Genomic DNA, 20,456 nt, shown 5'->3' with positions numbered 1-20,456 from the left:
CCCGGTGAGCATTAGTACGTTCATTCTTGACAATGATAATCGTTATCAATAATGTGGATATAGGAAATACATTGATTAATTAACTTCAAAATTTAATCACAAACTACTATTGAAGTGAGGTCGCACTGTGAACATAAACATCAATCTACTAGCAGAACACTTTGCACAAATTCCTTTTCAAGTAGAAGGAGTATACCGATATGGTAATAAATCTGGAGTGCCCTACGCAGATTATACAGATTCTTTCCCGGGATTTGTGTTCCCCTTGACAGGGAAAATACAATTTCATTTTAATGGAATGCCTTATATTTTTACGCCAGGGAAAATTGTTCATGGGGGAGCGAAAATGAAACTTGAACAAAAAATGTTTGGTGACACTAACTGGGAGTATATTCTTGTGTTATACCGGATACATGACTCAAAATTAAAAGAGTCGTCCTTTTCTCATCAACATTTTGAATTGCCAACCGGAGATTCCACCCGTCTAACCGAATTAATTATACGGCTTTGGCATGTGTATAATCAGCGAGGTGGAATTTCGATGTTTCAGACAGAAATGTTGTTTCGTGATGCACTAAATGAAGCATTAATATGTGCGGATAATAGGCAAACTAGCAGTGAATCACATGCCCTATTCCAACGTGTATCAAAATTCATACATGAACACTATTACCAATGTCTTACAATACCCTCACTCGCAGAGCATTATAACGTTAATCGAAATCGACTTTCTTATGTGTTTAGAAGACATTCTGGTATGGGGCCAGCAGAATATGTACTGAAATACCGCATTAACATGGCGCAAAAAAAGTTAATTACAAGTGATGTCTCAGTTCAGCAGATTGCAGAAGCTGTTGGTATTACAGACCCCTTTTATTTTAGTAGAGTGTTCAAAAAACAATTTGGTCTCTCTCCCACCGAGTATAGGCAGAGATTCACCAATAATCCATGTTAGTTTCAACAGGTATCCATTTTAAACTGAAAATAAAAATTATATGCTAATAGCAAGCCAAGAAAACAAGATGTCGGGAATATTGCGTATGTAGAAAACGTAAATGTCTGATCATCCCAAAGTGCTATGGTACGAACCTTAGGTGGTGAATCGCCAGTTTCGGTGTTTGCATTCTTGTGAAGCAAAGTACATAAAAATAAGGAGTGATTACGATCCATTATCAAGTTATTAAACTGAGTGAGGAACTATCTACAATTCATGATCAATGGACTCCAAAATTAATTGGTGAAATGAATGACTATCAAATTAAGCTAGTAAAGATTGCCGGAGAGTTCGATTGGCATGTTCATGAAGAAACAGATAAGGTATTTTTCGTGATCGAAGGGGAAATGATCATTGATTTCCGTGATAGGCAAGTGAAGATTTACAAGGATGAGATGATTATTATCCCGAAAGGAATAGAGATCAAGCCATCCGCCATAAAAGAATGTCATATCATGTTGATGGAGCCAAAAGCTTAGCAAATACGAACGGGAATTGGGGCCGACTATACAGCCGTCAAAGGTCTTTGAACCTCATGGTTTGTTTGTAGCAAGAGCGTCAGTGAACTGATTTAGAACATTAATAACAATTCATTTACCTAAGAAAGGAGCTGGTAGCAGAAGCTCCTTTCTATTTTTTTCAACTCTTTGGTTATTAGCTGTTATTCCCAGTACTTTTTTTATTGAGCTAGCTTCAAGTGTTATCTCAAAGCCACTTCAATTCAGTCTAATGGTGATTATGAGCCGCCGTTATAGCCTCGCAAACGTGATGTAATCGATTGGGACAGGCTCTGCCGAATTAATTCGAAGCGCTTGGTTGATCTGTCCCCGGTGATATTGCCCATGTAAGATAACCTGTGACAGGATGTCCCGGACAGACGTTTGAAAGAGAACCCCACTCTGGTTCACGTAGTCAAGCATCTCGTCCAACCGGGATTCATCAAGTCCTTCCATATAGACACGATATTGCTTGGCGTTTTCCTCGAACATCGACCGGATCACCGAGAGGTCTTCTGCCTCCTCCCACAACGAATACTGCCTGCTATCCTTGCCAAGCAATCTGGATAGCCAGACACGTTCTGCAACCGCGACATGCCTAACCAGCTTTAACAGGTCTTTGTTCTTCGTCTCACTTTTCTGAAGCGCGTCCAAGATGCGTCCGTCGGCCCAGTACAGATGCTCCATCATAGCCTTAATTGTCTTCATTTCGACAATCCCCTCTTCCTCTCATACTTTAAATTCGCCAAATCAATTCCAATCAACCACATTCGACAAACGCTTATTTTCTTATTGTGCAATTGAACAATGCATTAGTTCATCTCATATTTTGTAATATTTTAACATAATAAAAAGGTTGCAATGTTTCATGAATTTAATTATATTTGACATATCAACTATTGACTAGTCAAATATTGATGCATCAACTAAATAGACAAAGGGAGAGAAATAATTATGAAACCATCTCAAAAAACAAACGATTTTAATGAAATTATATACGGACGCCGCTCGATTAAGACGTATGATCCATCCGTCAAAATTTCCAGAGAAGAAATGACTCAAATGATCAACGAAGCAAGCACTGCTCCTTCCTCCATTAACATGCAGCCTTGGCGTTTCCTTGTTGTGGATACACCAGAGGGAAAAGACAAACTCGTACCACTGTCCCGCTTCAACAAAGAAAAAGTAGCTCAAGCTTCAGCTGTGATTGCCGTATTTGCGGACAAAAACAACTTTGATTATGCCGAAAACATCTATGGAAAAGCCGTTGAGCTCGGATTAATGCCGCAAGATGTTAAGGACTTTCAGTTGAATGCATTCAAACCGATCTATAACAGCATGTCTGATGCTGAAATGAACGATGTCATTATGCTTGACTCCGGTCTAGTTTCCATGCAATTAATGCTCGTTGCCCGTGCGCATGGATATGATACCAATCCAATTGGTGGATATGAAAAAGATCAAATTGCCGAAGTGTTTGGATTGGATAAAGAACGTTATGTACCAGTTATGCTGCTGACCATCGGTAAAGCAGCGAGCGAGGGATATACCTCCTACCGCCTGCCCGCAGAAGAAACTACATTCTGGGCTTAAATCAAATTAGCTGCATGCCATGATGCGAACAGCCATCACATTGTGATATAGTTGCCTTTAGCTGCTGAATGTCTTGGAAGAGATGTGCCTTGGTTACCAGGCTGCTTTTCCAGGATATTCGGCACCATTCAAGGAGGGGCACACATGAATTGTTCATTGGAGCAAGAAAACCTACTAATTCTACTTAAAAATATAAGTAATCAGCTGAAACCCAAATTTGAACGTTGTACGGGGATCAGTTCCTCACGATATGTTCTGCTGTATCATCTCTATATTCATGAAGAGGTAACTCAAAGCCACTTGCAAAAAGCCATTCACATTGACAGTGCTGCCATTACACGCCATTTGAAGCAGCTGGAAGCAGATGGTCTCGTATCAAGAAGACGAAATCCCATCGACCAAAGAGAAACCTTCGTTCGGTTAACGGAACAAGGACTCACGCATATAGCCAACTTCAAACAGGATCGTAACCAGTTCGTTCATCAGATGCTGCTTGATTTCAGTGAGGAAGAAGTTGCCATGATGACAGACATGCTCGCACGTATGCAATTCAATATGAAAGATATGTAACATTTAACGATGCCAGGCAACATTTTTGAGGAGCAATTTTTTCGGTTTGAACGATGCTTAACGTTTAGCCAAGTTCATTTTGGGTGGAATGTAACCCAGATGCCGGCCTATTTTTAAGATTTGTCCCTGGTGATGAAATTCGTGAGTGATGGAGTGTGTAAATAACCATAATTCCGTTAATTCTACGCTGTCACTATGCCAAGATTCCCGAACTTCAGGGTTCCATTCATGTCTAAAATCCCTCAAAAATTGTTGCATCAGGTCATCCGTCCTCTTGAATAATTGACGCATATCTCCTACATTTTCAATGGATTGCGGTTTCACTTGAGCAATTGATTGCTGAAGGGCACATACACCTAACCAAACTCGATAGCAATCAGCTACATGCACATGCAAATTCCGTATTGATGCTCCGCCTAGTAGTTCAACCTCTCTCACGTAATCTTCTTGAGTAATCTCCTCACAATAGCGAAATAATAATTCCCTGGTTTGCTGGATCATCCAATACTGATTTTCGAATATTTCCATCTTCCCGCCACCTTTGCTTAACATTATCATTTCATTGCCACAATCCCTTTTTAAAATCCAAGATTATAGGTTTAGATTACACCAAGGTTTTCCACTCACTAATACAGACTTCGAATGTCTATTATAGCTTTAATATTCCCCTGCCTAAACCCACACATAATAGATTGTCATCCGGCTTGAATCATACCCAGTCTGTCTGTCCATAGTAAAAGAAATGATACAAACTCTCTTGTTATCGACTCTCGCTTCAGAACTCGTACAGATATAGCAAAAAAAGCCGCTGTAATAGCGACTTTCTTTTGGAGCATATAATAGTCCCTCAAAATTCATATATAAGACAACATCCTACTTCTCCATTGGCAGCGGTGTAAAGAGCAGGTTAACTGGCAGGTTGCTTCCTGGCGCTGCTGAGAAAAGGATCGTTACACTTTCCGAAGAGGATCCTGTTCGGTATAGTACGCTTTGTTCACTGGACGTGTTGATCGATAAGCTACCATCGACAATTTGTACAACTTGACCGTTCACAAGAGCTACTCCAAAGTACTTTCCTCCACGTGGGTTAAACGAGATCAGTGTACGCGGAGCAACATTGCTTAACGTGATTTTGTATAACACCCCAAAGTTACCTGCATTGGATGCATCGGTGTAAGCCATCGGATCCGTTCCAACCAAATTCGGGTCACTGGCATTGTCTCCAAGGGGCAATCGCGCTGGTGTGGCTCCCACTTGCTGGTCGTAGGTTATAACACGAGTTGCATTCGGGTATGTGCCACGGTTGTGCACACCGTCACGATCGAGTACAGGCAGCGTTGGTAACGCTTCGAACGGGTCTTTATTTTCTTCAACCAGAATAACGTTATAATCCAGGGAATAATCGCTGAATGCATCCGAATACAGTGAGATTACTTGTCCTTCTTTCATCGGAGTTTTATTGAGTTCGGTCAAAATCAGTTTACTTTCCCCTGGTTCAAAATATTCTTTCTTTTGATCCGCTCCAGTCTGTATCGACTTGAACCATTTATCAATAGACAATTTGCCGGCTACAGTAGCAAACGGTGTCGGTCCTGCGAAGCCCATATTTTGCTGCTCGAATACTGCTGGATATGGGTTGTTATTTGTTGCAATAACATACATTTTTACTCTTTTGCCTGTATTGTTTACATGGTGAATCATGAAGCGCGTTTGCCCTGAAGAAGACTCCTGGTACACAATGCCTTCCGTATTAACCGTTTCCGGACTGTTGCTGCGAATGAGCAGACTTGCCTCATCCCTATACGTATAAGGTACTTTCTCCATGGAAGTCACTTCGCCACCATTGAAGGTAAATTTCTGTCCAACCGGTGTGAAAAGTAAATTAAAATCCGAAACATTATATAACGTCTCATTGGTTATGTTTATGACTTTGGAATACGTATCAGTAGCCCCATGGTTATCTGTGACGGTCAAGGTTACCGTTTTGGGTCCAGGTTCAAAGAATGCAAGCGGATTGTTATCCCAAACCGTTTTCTCAATCTTGCCTTCATCATCTGTACTTTGATCCAAATACGTTATTTTTTCGCCCATTTTATATTGGTCCTTGTCCGTTGTGAACATGGCTACAGGTGGAAGATTAGGCTGCAAAACTTGAATGGTAACCGAATAGGGATCACTCCACTGGCCGTTTGAATCCTGAACTTGATATGAAATGGTATATGTACCCGCTTGATCAAACGAATCCTGACGACCTGTCCAGCGTTCGCTCGTGATCTCCAGACCGTTTGGAGAACTATAGGAAGTCACATAATCCACAGTATCTCCCGCAAAAATTTCCTTTTGGGAAATCACAAAGCTTGCAACAGGTTTCTTATGTAGATTGAGCACAACGGTTTTTGCCGACTGATTCACTTTATAGGAAATGTTCAGCGCTTGAGTAATGGAAGTTAACGGCACCATAAACGTATTTTTTTGCTGATACGCAGGGCCTTTCATCGTTCTGGACTCACCATTAACGGTATAAACCTTGCTGTTTGTTTGGAATCGGAGCTCATTGTCACCACTGATAATGATGGTCTCCTTGGTTTTGTTATCGTATTTAACTCCGTATCCCACACGATCCACCAATGCACGAATCGCAACATAGGATACACCGTTTTTTACAGTCATTGGCTGGCCTGCAAGGTACGATTTTCCATCCTGCTCCATTTTATTGCTGTTCATGTACAATGTAAGGTCTCCACCTAATGTACCAGTAGTGGAGTTTCCTGTCGCAGGTTGTTGCTCGACTTGAGCCGGAGTAGCTGGCGTCATGTCATCCTCGGCAGTTCCTTCCTGGTTCGCGGTACCCTCCTCGGATTCATTCGTTGTTGCTGCTTGATCAACAGCAGCCGGATCGTTTTCTGTCGCCGGTGTTGTCTCCACAACTGCTGATTTAGAGGCTTCAGTGTCCTTTACAGTAGATTCAGCTTTTGATGATGTGCTGCTTTTTATTTTCACTTCATTCTCGGTAAGCGGCTGTTCTTTCTTCATGACCTCTACGGATTCCACTTTGGCAGGCGTTACAACTGCCGCTTCCCCTTGATCCACGGTTTGTGCGCTCGCTGAACCAACTGTAAAAGCTTGAAGTACAGCTACCGCCGTGATAATGGACATATTCTTTTTCAAATTCATTCTTTATTTCTTCCCCTTTCGCTCCCTCGCAAATTTGATTCTATTAAAAGTCATACTATTAAACGCTCGAATACGGAAAAAGTTACTAAATAAATTCAATATTATGGATTTGATACAGCTATTTTCAATAGGGATGCTATTCATATAACAAGATTATTGAGTCATCTCTAGCTCAGACGCTATCCTTTCGTTAGGTTAGAAACACATCAAAAACAGCTGATCATATGGATCAGCTGCTTTGATTCGGTAAACTAGAGATAGATTTTCAACCTCTACCGCTGAACCGTTTAATCGCTTCCTCGCTCACCGGCTGGAAGAGGTTAATGAGATTACCGTCGGGATCACGGAACAATATCGCACGATTCCCCCACGGCATCGTAGTCGGTTCCTTCACCCAGTCATCAACAATGGGCTTCAAGCGCTTGTATTCGGCATCGACATCGTGAACACGGAACTCGAGGATGACACTGCGATTATCAGCAGCCACTGCGGAGCCAACACCGAACAGTGGTACTGTCTGGGAGTGACCTATAGCCAGAGTGCACGAATGCAGAACGAGTTCGGCAAAGACTGGCGCTGGACGTTCCGCTGTGATGTCCAGTACTTCCTCATAGAACTCGACAAGACGATCCACGTCGTCGGTAATCACACGTACAGAAGTAAAATTCATAAAAGTACATCCTTTCTACAATAAAAGATACAATGCCAAAACAACTTTGGGGGTTAAAGCAAGCTTCACCCTTGTAAATCATAAATGAACGCTACTGACCACGGTATGTCAGTAGCGTTTACACCTCATATCTTCTTAGATCCTTAAATTTTTTAATCATACAAACAGATTCAAATTTTATGTATTAAAAAAGGCAGACTGCCATTCCGCAGACTGCCCGTGATTTTGAGTTTACCTTTTCGGTTCTTATTCTTAGTACATGGCATGAAATTACCTGCTTATATGGGTATGATCGGCTTGGTCCCGGAAAGCCCGGTAGCTCAGCAAACCTACCAAGAGAGCTAGAATGGTTAGTCCAGCCGCGAACAAATAGAGATTCACAATCCCGATGTATTCGGCAAGTCCAGCCATGCCCAGCAGCGAAATGCAAAATACGAGATGCATAAGTGAAGCTTGAGCAGATAACACCTTAGGCAGCAGCTGTTTGTCAACACTTTGCTGAATTAATGTGCGGTGGTTAATTACGGATAGTTCCGCGAATGGCCCCATTAACATAACTAAAATAAGAGCGACAAAAGGCAGCGTGTTAAGTGCATAAAGCGCGGTCAGCACTCCATATCCAGCCATACCAATCATCATCACCAATACATAACGGTTACCGATAATCCGTGCCAATGCCAGTACCAGCAAACCACCACCTATGGTCCCTGCAAAATAAGCTGCATTAATAAATCCCCACCATTCTTCGCCTTGACCAAGTGCAACTTGTACAAAAGCAAGGGTAAATGCGCCTACCCAAATGGATGCTCCGAGCATGTCGATAATGTCCATAAAGGTTAGCACCCTCAGGCGAGGTGTTTCCCATATCATTTTCCAGCCTTCAGTTAACGTATGCCATTTGGATGTGCCAATTTCCGATATGGGATTAGAAATTGCATTTAATTCCTTTTCGAAGACTTCCGATCTCACGGGTTCTTTGACACCCAGCGTAAATACCGCGGCCAGACCATAAATAACAGCGGTGAGCAATAATGTGGGGCTAGCTCCCATAAATGCAACGATGATACCGCTTAGTCCCCAGCCCGCAAATTGCACAATCTGGTCGCTGACGCTAAGCAGTCCGTTGGCTTTGAGCAGACCTTGCTCACGCAATACCAAACGCGGAACAAGTGCATTACGAGCCGGAGTTGTCCATCCATCGAGAAAAGACATCACGAATACAAGCAAAAACACCAAAACAAATGATGAAGCCTCTCCGTTAAACTGTAAATAAACCGCCAGGCCAATGAATAACAAAAATTGTCCCACTTGCGACATCAATAGAAGGTTGGACAACTTGAAACGATTAATCAGTAATGGCGCAATCAAACTGCTCAGCATTTGGGCTCCGCTGCGCATTAGCGGCATAAGCGCTGCCGATACAAGAGAGTCAGTTCGATCAAGGACCAGGACTGTAAGTGCCATGATGTAAAGCACGTCTGCTGCATTCGCAGCAGTCTGGGTCGTCCATAAAAAGTAAAATGGACGGGTTAAATCAGATGACTTCATCGAAGCTTATTCTCCATTTCTCAATAAGTTACTTTAATAACTAATATAATTGATATTTCAATCAAAATAAGATTACGGCACTTAAAACCGTTTTACAACAAAAATCAATATAAAAAATATAGATAGCAGCAAGTCACCGTGATAGTTGTACACAATATTCCAATACATAGATATCCCCCTCCTAAAGGAATAGTCCTGCCAAAACAAAAAAGCCGCAAAATAGCGACTTCCAACAAATTGCTAAGGTCCGACTAGAAAAGGGCCGTTAATTAAGAAGACAAGGATAACTTCTGAATCAGCGGTATCATACTCTTTTCAACTGTTTATACAAAATAATGTACATGGAGACAAGTTAACTGCATTCCTGAAGAAAAGTGCAGCTAACGAAAAAAAGGCGAGCCCTAAGCTCGCCAACATGTGACTTTCAAGCACTAAATGATTACAATAACTACTATTGTACCAACATCCGATCATTGAAAATGAACATATACGCAACAAGAATAACAGTTATACTTTCATTTCCAAGCTGATATGTTTAGTAAATCGTAGGGACCATTCCTCCATCCATACGAATCGGTGAACCTTTAAATGGCGCTGCATAAGGGCTGCATACGAATGTAGTAAGTCTGCCGATCTCGCTCGGTCTGATGAAACGCTGCAGCTCGGATTGCGGGAGATTCGCAGCCATGAATGTCGTTTCTTTTTCTTCAAAAGTCATGTTCTCATCCTGATAAACGCTCTCGATGATCTGTTGTACATTCTCCGAAAGTGTTGGTCCAGGCATGATTGTGTTGACCGTTACTTCCGTTCCCACTGTCAGCTTGGACAGGCTTTTCGATAACGAGAGCAGCATGGATTTGGTAACGGCATATTGCGGCATATGACCTGGCATCACGGCTTCTTCACTCGCTATAAAGACGATCCGGCCAAATCCGCTGTTCAGCATAGCGGGCATGTAATATTTGGTTAATGCATTTGCGGAAAGCACATTGGTCTGAATGTATTTTTCCCACACGGCGTCATCTACATCGTAATAAGACATGATCTCATAAATCCCGGTGTTATTTACCAAAATATCAACCTGCGGGAACTTTGCAAACAACGCTTCGCGCTCAGCAACATTGACGATATCAGCTGCCGCATTCTGAGGCGAAGTACTCGGGTACGCCGACTTGATCTCTCCGACGACACGTTCAACATCTTCATAATTCCGTCCATTAATCAGCACGTTGACCCCTTCTTTGGCCAACTCGATGGCAATCGCTTTGCCAATTCCTTTCGTGGAACCTGTTACCAACGCTGTTTTGTTATCTAATCCCATATCCATGATGCATTTCTCCTCTGTTCCGGTTGTTAATGAATATTCAATCTTTCTGAAGGCATATCTTCTGCACGAATCTAATGATACGCTCCACAATTCGAGGTGTAACTAGCAGAGAGCGACAACAAACTAGCAGATCACGCCTTTCTCGGAGGATACGTCCCTGAGATCAAACCAGGAGATTTAGGAGCCCGAATGCACTTGTTTACAGATCAAAGGTACACATCAAAAAACTGTTGATCTTGAAATCAACGGTTCATATAATATTTAGATTCTCATAACGGTTATGTTCTCCAATAATCTATAAAAGACCCTTCATGACCGAATCACTATGGATTTCATTTGAGAATGGCGTTCTAAATATCCCCCCCCGACAGTTCCACTAACACTGGAACCAACATAATAAAAGAATAAAATACAGGGCATTTGCCTGCGACTGATGATTAATGTAATAAACAGAAGTATATCTTCTATCGAACATAACATCAGTCATTCTGACCAAATTAGTATGAATTGATTTTTTAAATGACATCTTATCTGATAAGATCATGGATAGGCTCCAAATTTAAAATAACCACCTATATTTTTTGAAAGGAAGAGATTCAATGGACGTTCGAGTGCTTCGTTATTTTCTTGCTATTGCACGAGAAGGAAATATGACGAAGGCTGCCCATCTGCTGCACCTGACTCAACCAACACTTTCCAGACAGATCAAAGAGCTGGAACTAGAACTGGGAAAGAAATTATTTGTTAGGAGCAGCCACAATATTGTCCTTACGGAAGAGGGATTGCTTTTGCGGAAAAGAGCAGAAGAAATTGTGGACATGATGGAGAAACTGGAATCGGAATTTCAATCCATGGAAGAAACCGTCCGAGGAGATGTATTTATTGGTGGCGGTGAGACCGATGCAATGAAGCAAATTGCACGACTCGTTAGGAATATACAAGCACACTTTCCTGAGATTCGATATCATCTCTATAGTGGTAATGAAGACGATGTTACGGAGAGATTAGATAAAGGTTTACTAGACTTTGGAATTTTAATTCAACCTGCTGACTTGTCTAAATACAACTATGTAAATATTCCAGCCAAAGATGTTTGGGGGGTAATCATGAGAAAAGACAGTCCCTTGGCTAAGAAAACACAAATTCAAGTGAACGATCTATTAGACCTCCCTCTTATTTGTTCAAGACAGGCTATAAAACAGACCTTTTCCAAAAATGAGTTTCGTAACTGGTTTGGTGAACTTTTTGAAAAGTTAAACGTGGTAAGCACATTTAATCTGGCATATAACGCAGCGATCATGGTCGAAGAAGGTGTCGGTTATGCGATATCTCTTCATAAGATTGTCAACACCTCACCCGATAGCAACCTTTGCTTTAGACCGCTGGAGCCCAAGCTGGAATCGGGTTTGAGTATTGTTTGGAGAAAGAATCAATTATTTTCTGCTGCTGCTGAGAAATTTCTCGAAGAAATTCAGGCAAACTTTCAGAATCCTGATCTCGTGCTTTAAAATAAAATTACCCCCTCTCTGGACTTAAGAATTCCATGAGGGGAATTTATTTATAAGGACGCAGTCCATTTTTCGGCTGATTTATTCAGATAGCTTCTGATCAAAAGCATAATCAAACTTAATACAACGCTGAAGATACCGACTAATATAACATATTCCACCCCCATAGTGGAGATTAGTAAACCTCCAAAGGCTGAACCTACTGTTGTACCCACGTTGCAGGAGGTCACAAATAATCCATTGGCAAAGTCAGGAGCATCCCCTGCCACGGATGAAATCAGATACTGATTCAGATTGGCCATGATTCCCCCAGCCAAAACTCCCCACAAAATCGTCAGAAGCGTCACAGGTACTCTGTACTCTCCAATTGCAAAAAATACAATATAAACAATACCCAATAAGAGTGGAAACATAAGGACAGACTTCGCGGGATAATCCGTAAGCACCTTCCCAGCAATGATGTTGCCTAATATGTTGGCTCCTCCGAACAGAAGTAATGCCATGCTGGTCCATTGTGGTGACATATGAGTCACGGCGTATAAATATTCTGTCACATAACTGTACACGCCAAAAACAGATGCATTTAATAATAAAACTGCGATCATGGATATCCATAATACCGGTCTTTTAAGTACCGAAAATTGGGCGCCATACGAGAGTTTTTCCTTTACGGGCATGGAAGGCACAAACAGCAGCGTTGCAACAAACACAATGATGTTGACGATTGCGATGAACGTCATAGCCATTTCATAGGAAAAGGTATTATCGATAAAACTAACGATGGGCACACCAGCTACCATGCCTGCTGAAACTCCAATGAAAACTTTGGCGACTGCTTTTGGAGCTTCTTCTTGACTTACAGATGATCCAGCTACGGTGAAAGCCAGAGACATATAGATCGGATGAAAAAGAGCCGGAACAATCCGTGCGATGAGCAGAACTGTGAAGCTGGTGGTAAAGACGGAAACCACATTTCCAACAACGAAAATGCCTAGTACAAGCAGCATCACTTTTCGTCGGTCCAGTCCAGAGAATACCAACGGTAGAATCGGACCCGAGATAGCGATCCCTAGTGCGAACAGGCTTACTAGCAATCCGGCTTGCGTAACTGTCACATTAAAGTTCTGAGCAATGGTAGGCAGTATGCCTATGACTCCCATCTCCGTATTTAGGATACCAAAGACCCCTACTGTCAGAATAAATATTAATAATTTCTTATTGGTTAGCAAAAAAACATCTCCTGTCGTGATATATAGGATGATCTGAACGACTATTTACAGTTCAGTTGGGATAAGGAGTTTAACAATAAGAAATCTCTTACTTATCCTAAAGTTTTTTCATGAATTTACATAAAACTTTATTTTCTTTTTCATCTTTGAACTCAAAAACGGCATTGGGATTATTTCTTCTCCCAACCGGGGCACTTATTTCAGCCTGTGAATAACATCAACAAGCTAATTCGGTTTTATATCGAGGATAATGTTTCTTATTGGATCTTCGGTGCACTCGAATGATCGGATCTCCTATATCTTTATTGTATGGCGTATTTCATATATTTCAAATACCTATAACTAATATCATGGAATGCCTATAAGGCATTTCTAAACCAAAAAATGATTAAACCTTTTTGGACTTTCTATAGTACGAATCCCTCATTTGTGTTGTTCATGATGGTTGAAATATTTAAATTGAAGTAAAACCACAAAAGGGGCATTACCATCCATTGGATAGTAATGCCCCAGATGACAAAACCAATCTCTCCTGCCGTCAGTTAGCTTTCGCGAGTTTCGTGCCACGTACTGATGATATCGCATATACGATCAGTGAAGTCCAGATCAACGCGAACCCAACAAGGAGAACCGGCGATACTGATTCCTTAAATACAAATATGCTTAGGAACAGCATGATGGTTGGCCCGATGTATTGTACAAATCCGAGTGTGGACAGCGACATCCGTGCAGCAGCACGCGCAAAAAATAACAGCGGCAGCGCTGTTACCACGCCAGAAAGAAGCAGGCCGATGAACATAGACGAAGACAGCGTCCATGCAGTCGATTCTCCTACGACCGCCAAATAGATCCAGTAGCCTAGCGCGATGGGCAGCACTACAGCCGTCTCCGACAACAAGCCTACAGAAGCGTCTTGCACCGTTTTTTTCTTAGCAAGTCCATACAAGCCAAACGATGCAGCCAGCGAGATCGCGACCCATGGAAAACGACCATAGTCGATGGCGATAATGAGCACCGCGGCACCAGCGATAGCAATGGAGAGCCACTGACCGCGGTTTGGCTTCTCATGAAGGAAAACAACGGCTAGCAGTACGTTTAGCAGTGGGTTCAAGTAGTAACCTAGACTCGTCTCAACAACGTGCCCATTGTTGACCGCCCAGATGAAAATAAGCCAATTCACTGCGATCAACAGTCCACTTGTGGCGAGCGATAGCAGCTGTGACCGATTAGCAGCAATCCGCTTCATATCTCCCCAGCGGCGCTGGACAGCCACGAGAATACCCATGAAGACAAACGACCAGACGACACGGTGGGACAGAATCTCGCCTGCTGGCACATCGTTGAATAATTTCCAATAGAGTGGGAGAACCCCCCACATGATATAAGCTATTATAGCGTTGACTAACCCGTTGTTCATGAATCCAATTCTCCTCTTCTCTCTCTGATGTCTGAACGGATTATACGCCTTGATCCTAACCTAAGTAAAGGAAATAATCTTACATGCATGAAGCCACGCTTTTGACCTACCCTCCAGGTATCTTGCAAAGAACATATCAAAAAGCAACCGATTGTTAGCCAGCTGCTCACATGAATTGTTGCTGAGTCACTAATAATACGACAAGTGAAAAAATACAGCTTGCTATTGCAATGATGATTTGAAAACAAGTGAACGAGATTTTTTCCAGAACATTTCTTCTCTTTTTTTGACTAACGTACGAGTAAATTAACACAGTAATCACAACAGGCAAATATTGATGAGGGTCTGGTCCCCCCCTACTCGGTAATACTTTTTGAATATACCCACCTATAGTCTCGTCAATAATCATAAAGCTATATATAATTCCGATGATCGCAGAAATAAAAAACGAAAAAGCTACCTGAACTAGACCTTTACTATGAGTGATAGGACCCCGTTTTCGGTGTAAGTCTTTTATCATAAACGATTACTAACCTCCTCCAATTTATTGATCGCTCCTTACTTTACCACAGTCTTCCAATTCATGCTGTCTTGGGAAGCAACCGTAGAGTATAGTAAGTATAGTTCGAAATATATTCCAGGAGGCTACAGCCATGTCACAGGATATCTGGATTAACCTGCCAGTCAAAGACGTTGAGAAATCAACTGCTTTTTTCAATGAGATTGGATTCCATGCGGTAAGCGTTGGTAGCGAAAGAGCCAAGCTTACCATCGGGCAAACCACCATTCTGCTGTTCCCGGATGCGGCGTTCGAGAAATTTACAGGTTCAACCATCACAGATACTTCTCATAGCGCAGAAGTCATATTCTCAATTGGTGCTGATAGCAGAGAAGAAGTCGATGCTTTTATTCAGAAGGTTGAATTTGCCGGAGGAAGCATCTTTGGCAAACCAAGTGAACATGAAGGCTGGATGTACGGTGCAGGATTTGCAGACCTGGATGGTCATAGGTGGAACCTGCTCTACATGGATGAGAGCAAAATGCCGAAACGCTAATAGAAAAACGCCGGTAACCTTCTGAAGGTCACCGGCGTTTTCGTTATACCTCTTCACTCTTACCCTCTTGCCTCTTACTGATTACTCATGACATGGAGATAAAAGTTCAGGTCGTTTTCCAGGTGCTTTTTCATCAACTCTTCGGCTTTCTCGCCGTCTCTGGACTTGATTGCATTATATATTTCTTCATGCTCATCAATCAGATGAGGACGATTGTAGATGACAACGGTTTTCCTGAACAGATAAATAATAGCCTGCATCCGGTCTATAATATCGATCATGAGCGGATTATTACTCGCTTTTACAATGTCATTATGGAAGCTTTCATTCGCGGACATAATCTCATCCTTGGTCCCCGATCTCCCGATTTCCACATACTTGTACAGTTCCTCAATCTCGTTGTCTTTCAGGAAATTCGCCGCGCATTTAGCTGAATACCCTTCCAACAATATCCGAACATTGAACAAATTACGCAAATCCTTTTCCGTTGGCTTAACCACTTTCTTTTGAACAATTAATCCTTCGTTCTCCAGTTTTCGTATGGAATCCCTAATGGGCGTTCTGCTAACTCCAAGCTCTGCCGCTAGTTTCTCTTCAACGATCTTTGTACCGCTAGGAAGCTCACCGTTTAAGATCTTGTCGCGGAGAATTTCGTAACACTGATGATACGCCGGTCGTGAGCTATTATTGTCATGCACTAACTTCACCTCAGTTTCATTTCTCATCATAAATATAGTACCAAATTATGTTCATAAAATCATTCCAATAAACGATGCCAAGCATTAAAAGTATACGTTAATTCATTAATTGTATACAATTTTATATTTTAATGTATACAATTTTTAATTTTTAGTATACAATGAAAACGCAAACAACGATGTAAGCGGTTGCTGAAGCAATCATTTTATATTCCGTAACTCAAGTTCACTTCAACGTTGTTTGAATCTAATCTGTGTACAGCATCCAATTCATAGGCATATAAGCCTTTCTTAGAAAAGTTATTAGGAGGAAAACATCATGGCAAAAAAAGTTGGCTTTATTGGACTCGGCATCATGGGGAAACCGATGGCTCTAAACCTCAGAAAAAAAGGACACGAACTAACCGTTAATGATCTGAATCAGGAAGCGGTTCAAATATTGGTAGAATCAGGTGCAGCTGCAGCTTCCTCACCTAGAGAAGTCGCTGAAAACTGTGAAATCATCATCACGATGCTCCCTGCATCCCAACATGTGCAAGCTGTTGTTTTGGGGGAACAGGGCATTTTATCCGGAGCCAAAGAAGGCTCGATTATTATCGATATGAGTTCCATAACTCCTGCTGTTTCCATTGCACTTGCTGAAGAAGCAGCGAAAAAAGGCGTCGGCTTTTTGGATGCACCCGTTAGCGGCGGAGAACCTAAAGCGATTGATGGCACATTAGCCATTATGGTGGGCGGTAAAGAAAACGTATTCGAACAAGCCAAGTCCGTATTGTTTGACTTGGGAACGGCTGTCACCCTAGTTGGAGATAGCGGATGCGGAGTTACAGCGAAGCTCGCGAACCAAATCATTGTTAACTTGAATATTGCTGCGATGTCCGAAGCCCTTGTCCTGGCTGCCAAAGCGGGCATCGATATTGAGAAAATGTATCAGGCAATACGAGGCGGATTAGCAGGCAGTGCTGTTCTTGATGCCAAAGTTCCGCTTATTTTGGACAGAAACTTTGCCCCGGGAGGCACGATTGCGATCAATATGAAAGATATTACGAATGTCATGGATACAGCTCACGAGATTGGCGTACCTCTTCCCCTTTCCAGTCACCTGTTGGAAATATTCCATGCCCTAAAAGTTGACGGGAAATTAATGGACGACCACGGTGGGATCGTACAGTACTATGAAAAATTAGCAAATGTCGAAGTTAGGGGTCTTGACCATGAAAACAAATAACCGGTCTGTTGAAGAAGTGTTCAGCAACATTCCTTCTGTAGATACCAGCCTTGTCCATGAAATGATCGATAAAGAGCTTCAACGCTTTAACCACAAAATTATCGTGCTCGATGATGATCCAACTGGCGTTCAAACGGTGCATGGTGTATCGGTCTATACGGATTGGTCGTTGGAAAGCATCGACAGAGGTTTTAAGGAAGAGAATTCGATGTTCTTTGTTCTCACCAACTCACGTGGCTTTACAGCTGCAGAAACGACAAAAGCACACCAGGACATTGCTGCAAATATCGTAGCAGCTGCCAAGAAAAACAACCGTGAGTTCACCATTATTAGTCGTGGAGATTCCACACTTAGAGGCCACTACCCGCTGGAAACGGAAGTATTGAAGGATACCGTTGAAGCCCAGTCAGATATCCGATTTGACGGTGAGATCATCCTTCCTTTCTTCAAAGAAGGCGGACGATTTACAGTTGATAATATTCACTATGTTCAATATGATACGGAACTGGTTCCTGCTGGAGAAACCGAATTCGCCAAGGACCGCACCTTTGGTTACACCAAGTCCCATTTAGGTGAGTGGGCTGAGGAAAAATCGAATGGTCGGTATAAAGCCGAACACATGACTTACATTTCGCTTGAAAGTCTGCGTGCCATGAACATGGATCTGATTGAACAGCAGCTGTTGAACGTTGAGGATTTTAACAAAGTTATTGTGAATGCGGTTGACTATGCCGATGTACAGATCTTCACCATTGCTTTAATTCGAGCCATCAACAAAGGTAAACACTTTATGTTTAGAAGTGCTGCTGCCCTTACGAAGGTCATGGGAGGCGTCAGTGACAAAAGCCTGCTCACTCGTAAAGAGATGATGAGTGATCACACAAATCATGGCGGATTAGTCATCATCGGATCCCATGTTAAGAAAACAACGGAACAGTTTGAAGAACTGAAAAAGTCCGGTGCAGTAGAATTTGTTGAATTTAATGTTCATCTTGTTCTGGAGCCCGATCAATTCGAGAACGAGCTTAATAGAGTTGTGGAGACTACCAACCAATTCATTCTTCAAGGTAAACATGTGGCTGTCTATACCCGAAGAGAACGCTTGGACCTTGGAGAAGACAGAAAAGAAGAGGAATTAAAACTTTCCGTCAAAATTTCGGATGCCGTCACGAGTATTGTCAAACGTTTGGAAGTAAGACCATCGTATATCATTGCTAAAGGTGGAATTACCTCGAGCGATATTGGAACAAACGGCCTTGAAGTAAAACGAGCTACCGTTGCTGGACAGATTCGTCCAGGTATCCCCGTGTGGACAACAGGCAGTGAAAGTAAATTCCCGGGGATTTCCTATGTCATCTTCCCTGGTAACGTCGGGACCAAAACGGATTTGAAAGAAGTCGTTGAAATGTTGAGTTCGAAATCATTCTAATTCAGTTTAGTATGGCCAGACTGTAAGGAGTAACACTGATGAATAAATATAACAAAAATCAATTGTGCACTCCTTACATTGTGGTCTCTTTGATCAAGCCAATATAGAAAAGAGGACAAATACATGCCAATTATCTCTGTTACCATTGGGGTCATTTTACTGCTCATATTAATGATGGCTTTTAAGTTAAACGCTTTCATATCACTCATTATTGTATCCCTGGCGGTTGGCGTACTGGAAGGAATGACACCGATTCAAGCTGTCGAATCCATCGAATCCGGTCTGGGTGGGACGCTCGGACATTTAACGATGATTATTATTTTCGGAGGTATCCTCGGGAAACTAATGACTGATTCCGGTGGTGCGCAGCGTATTGCGACAACCATGATCGGTGCATTCGGTCAAAAACGGACTCAGCTAGCAGCAGTTATTACGGCAGCTATTGTTGGAATCGCTTTATTCTTCGAAACAGGGGTGGTGGTATTAATTCCATTGGTATTTACCATCGCGAGAGCTGCACGTGTGCCAGTTCTGTATCTGGGAATGCCCGTTATTGCTGCGCTGATCACCATGCACGGATTCGTGCCTCCGCATCCTGGACCAACAGCGGTTGCTAACGTTTTTGGAGCCAATATCGGATTAACGATGATCCTGGGTATAATTATTGCGATCCCTGCCTTTATCCTTGCGGGTCCTGTTTACACCAAGCTGTTTAAAAAAGAAGCATTGCAGATTGATATCCCTAAAGGTCTATTTAATCCGAAGGAATTCAAAGAAGAAGAACTTCCTAAATTCGGAATCAGTCTTTTTACAGCTCTTCTACCGGTCATTTTGATCGCACTTCAAACCATTGTTGAGATTTTTGCTCCTGAATCAGCAATTTCGCCAGTAACGGACTTTATCGGTAATGCAAACGTGGCTCTGTTAATTTCAGTTATTGTGGCTATCTTTACTTTCGGGTTAAATCTGGGCAAAAAAATGCCTGAGATTATGACCTCACTGAGCGATTCTGTAAGCGGGATCGGAATGATCCTTTTAATCATCGCTGGTGGTGGTGCATTTAAGCAGGTTTTGATCGACAGTCATATTGACCAATATATTTCTGATCTCATGTCAGGCTCGACCCTCTCTCCACTCCTGTTAACCTGGCTGATCGCAGCAATCTTAAGAATTGCTGTCGGTTCTGCAACCGTAGCCGGTATGACAGCAGCTGGTATAGCCGCACCTCTGGTTGCTGCAACGGGCGTAAGTCCCGAATTGATGGTTCTCGCAGCGGGTGCCGGTAGCGTCACCTTCTCTCATGTCAATGATGCAGGATTCTGGATCTACAAGGAGTACTTCAATCTTAGTATCGGTAAAACGATAAAAACCTGGTCGGTCATGGTCACGATAATCTCACTTGTGGGACTTGCAGGTGTTCTGATTATGGATATGTTCATGTAAATCGTAAATACGTAACCAAGTAAAAAAGGCACGTTCTTATCAGAACGATGCCTTTATTTTGTGATCATACATTGAG

18 protein-coding genes are annotated in these 20,456 nt (G+C 42.2%); 9 read left to right on the top strand and 9 right to left on the bottom strand.

Annotated elements, in window-relative coordinates:
• Nucleotides 1–127: 127 nt before the first annotated feature.
• Nucleotides 128–955 carry a helix-turn-helix domain-containing protein gene (locus AC3WQ3_RS19115; protein ID WP_492473174.1) on the top strand — a complete coding sequence of 276 codons (828 nt, stop codon included), beginning with the start codon at nucleotides 128–130 and terminating at the stop codon, nucleotides 953–955.
• Between the two features lie 209 nt (nucleotides 956–1,164).
• The gene (locus AC3WQ3_RS19110) at nucleotides 1,165–1,473 is read left to right on the top strand and encodes a cupin domain-containing protein (protein ID WP_492473206.1); all 309 of its coding nucleotides are present in this window, start codon (nucleotides 1,165–1,167) and stop codon (nucleotides 1,471–1,473) included.
• A gap of 270 nt (nucleotides 1,474–1,743) precedes the next feature.
• Here AC3WQ3_RS19110 and AC3WQ3_RS19105 read toward each other — a convergent pair whose 3' ends face one another.
• Entirely contained in the window at nucleotides 1,744–2,199 is a 456-nt protein-coding gene (locus tag AC3WQ3_RS19105; protein ID WP_336781770.1) for a DinB family protein, read from the bottom strand.
• Between the two features lie 246 nt (nucleotides 2,200–2,445).
• Between AC3WQ3_RS19105 and AC3WQ3_RS19100 the strand changes: the two genes are divergently transcribed.
• A complete protein-coding gene (locus AC3WQ3_RS19100) occupies nucleotides 2,446–3,084 on the top strand; it encodes a nitroreductase family protein (protein WP_221804591.1) in 639 nt (212 codons plus the stop codon).
• A 144-nt stretch (nucleotides 3,085–3,228) separates the two neighbouring features.
• Nucleotides 3,229–3,654: a MarR family winged helix-turn-helix transcriptional regulator gene (locus AC3WQ3_RS19095; RefSeq protein ID WP_110823002.1), complete on the top strand. Its 426-nt coding sequence runs from the start codon at nucleotides 3,229–3,231 to the stop codon at nucleotides 3,652–3,654.
• Nucleotides 3,655–3,711: 57 nt separating this feature from the next.
• Here AC3WQ3_RS19095 and AC3WQ3_RS19090 read toward each other — a convergent pair whose 3' ends face one another.
• From AC3WQ3_RS19090 to AC3WQ3_RS19070, 5 genes are all read right to left on the bottom strand, one after another.
• Nucleotides 3,712–4,182 carry a DinB family protein gene (locus tag AC3WQ3_RS19090; protein ID WP_492473173.1) on the bottom strand — a complete coding sequence of 157 codons (471 nt, stop codon included), beginning with the start codon at nucleotides 4,180–4,182 and terminating at the stop codon, nucleotides 3,712–3,714.
• Between the two features lie 345 nt (nucleotides 4,183–4,527).
• Complete coding sequence (locus tag AC3WQ3_RS19085; protein ID WP_492473171.1) at nucleotides 4,528–6,828, bottom strand: copper amine oxidase N-terminal domain-containing protein; 2,301 nt, start codon at nucleotides 6,826–6,828, stop codon at nucleotides 4,528–4,530.
• Between the two features lie 265 nt (nucleotides 6,829–7,093).
• Complete coding sequence (locus AC3WQ3_RS19080) at nucleotides 7,094–7,498, bottom strand: VOC family protein (RefSeq protein WP_336781773.1); 405 nt, start codon at nucleotides 7,496–7,498, stop codon at nucleotides 7,094–7,096.
• 270 nt (nucleotides 7,499–7,768) lie between these two features.
• A complete protein-coding gene (locus tag AC3WQ3_RS19075) occupies nucleotides 7,769–9,046 on the bottom strand; it encodes an MFS transporter (protein ID WP_492473170.1) in 1,278 nt (425 codons plus the stop codon).
• A 535-nt stretch (nucleotides 9,047–9,581) separates the two neighbouring features.
• Nucleotides 9,582–10,373: an SDR family NAD(P)-dependent oxidoreductase gene (locus AC3WQ3_RS19070; protein ID WP_492473169.1), complete on the bottom strand. Its 792-nt coding sequence runs from the start codon at nucleotides 10,371–10,373 to the stop codon at nucleotides 9,582–9,584.
• 599 nt (nucleotides 10,374–10,972) lie between these two features.
• Between AC3WQ3_RS19070 and AC3WQ3_RS19065 the strand changes: the two genes are divergently transcribed.
• Nucleotides 10,973–11,881, top strand: a complete 909-nt coding sequence (locus AC3WQ3_RS19065) for a LysR family transcriptional regulator (protein ID WP_492473168.1) — start codon at nucleotides 10,973–10,975, stop codon at nucleotides 11,879–11,881.
• 50 nt (nucleotides 11,882–11,931) lie between these two features.
• On the opposite strand, the gene AC3WQ3_RS19060 is transcribed toward AC3WQ3_RS19065, so the two are convergent.
• Both AC3WQ3_RS19060 and rarD read right to left on the bottom strand, forming a co-directional pair.
• On the bottom strand, nucleotides 11,932–13,110 hold the full coding sequence (locus AC3WQ3_RS19060; protein WP_492473167.1) for an MFS transporter: 1,179 nt from the start codon (nucleotides 13,108–13,110) through the stop codon (nucleotides 11,932–11,934).
• A gap of 538 nt (nucleotides 13,111–13,648) precedes the next feature.
• Nucleotides 13,649–14,527, bottom strand: coding sequence for an EamA family transporter RarD (gene rarD / locus AC3WQ3_RS19055; RefSeq protein ID WP_492473166.1), 879 nt, complete (start codon nucleotides 14,525–14,527; stop codon nucleotides 13,649–13,651).
• 653 nt (nucleotides 14,528–15,180) lie between these two features.
• Between rarD and AC3WQ3_RS19050 the strand changes: the two genes are divergently transcribed.
• Entirely contained in the window at nucleotides 15,181–15,582 is a 402-nt protein-coding gene (locus AC3WQ3_RS19050) for a VOC family protein (protein ID WP_336781781.1), read from the top strand.
• 74 nt (nucleotides 15,583–15,656) lie between these two features.
• On the opposite strand, the gene AC3WQ3_RS19045 is transcribed toward AC3WQ3_RS19050, so the two are convergent.
• The gene (locus tag AC3WQ3_RS19045; RefSeq protein ID WP_260503826.1) at nucleotides 15,657–16,310 is read right to left on the bottom strand and encodes a GntR family transcriptional regulator; all 654 of its coding nucleotides are present in this window, start codon (nucleotides 16,308–16,310) and stop codon (nucleotides 15,657–15,659) included.
• Nucleotides 16,311–16,599: 289 nt separating this feature from the next.
• Between AC3WQ3_RS19045 and garR the strand changes: the two genes are divergently transcribed.
• From garR to AC3WQ3_RS19030, 3 genes are all read left to right on the top strand, one after another.
• Entirely contained in the window at nucleotides 16,600–17,508 is a 909-nt protein-coding gene (gene garR / locus AC3WQ3_RS19040) for a 2-hydroxy-3-oxopropionate reductase (protein ID WP_336781782.1), read from the top strand.
• Nucleotides 17,495–18,937, top strand: coding sequence for a four-carbon acid sugar kinase family protein (locus tag AC3WQ3_RS19035; protein WP_492473165.1), 1,443 nt, complete (start codon nucleotides 17,495–17,497; stop codon nucleotides 18,935–18,937). The genes garR and AC3WQ3_RS19035 overlap by 14 nt, the downstream gene beginning before the upstream one ends.
• A gap of 123 nt (nucleotides 18,938–19,060) precedes the next feature.
• Nucleotides 19,061–20,380, top strand: a complete 1,320-nt coding sequence (locus AC3WQ3_RS19030; protein WP_492473164.1) for a gluconate:H+ symporter — start codon at nucleotides 19,061–19,063, stop codon at nucleotides 20,378–20,380.
• Nucleotides 20,381–20,456 lie beyond the last annotated feature (76 nt).

It is taken from the genome of Paenibacillus sp. FW104-T2, assembly GCF_058789975.1.
The sequence above is the reverse complement of the archived record's forward strand: the minus strand, read 5'-3'. Positions and strand labels throughout refer to the sequence as shown.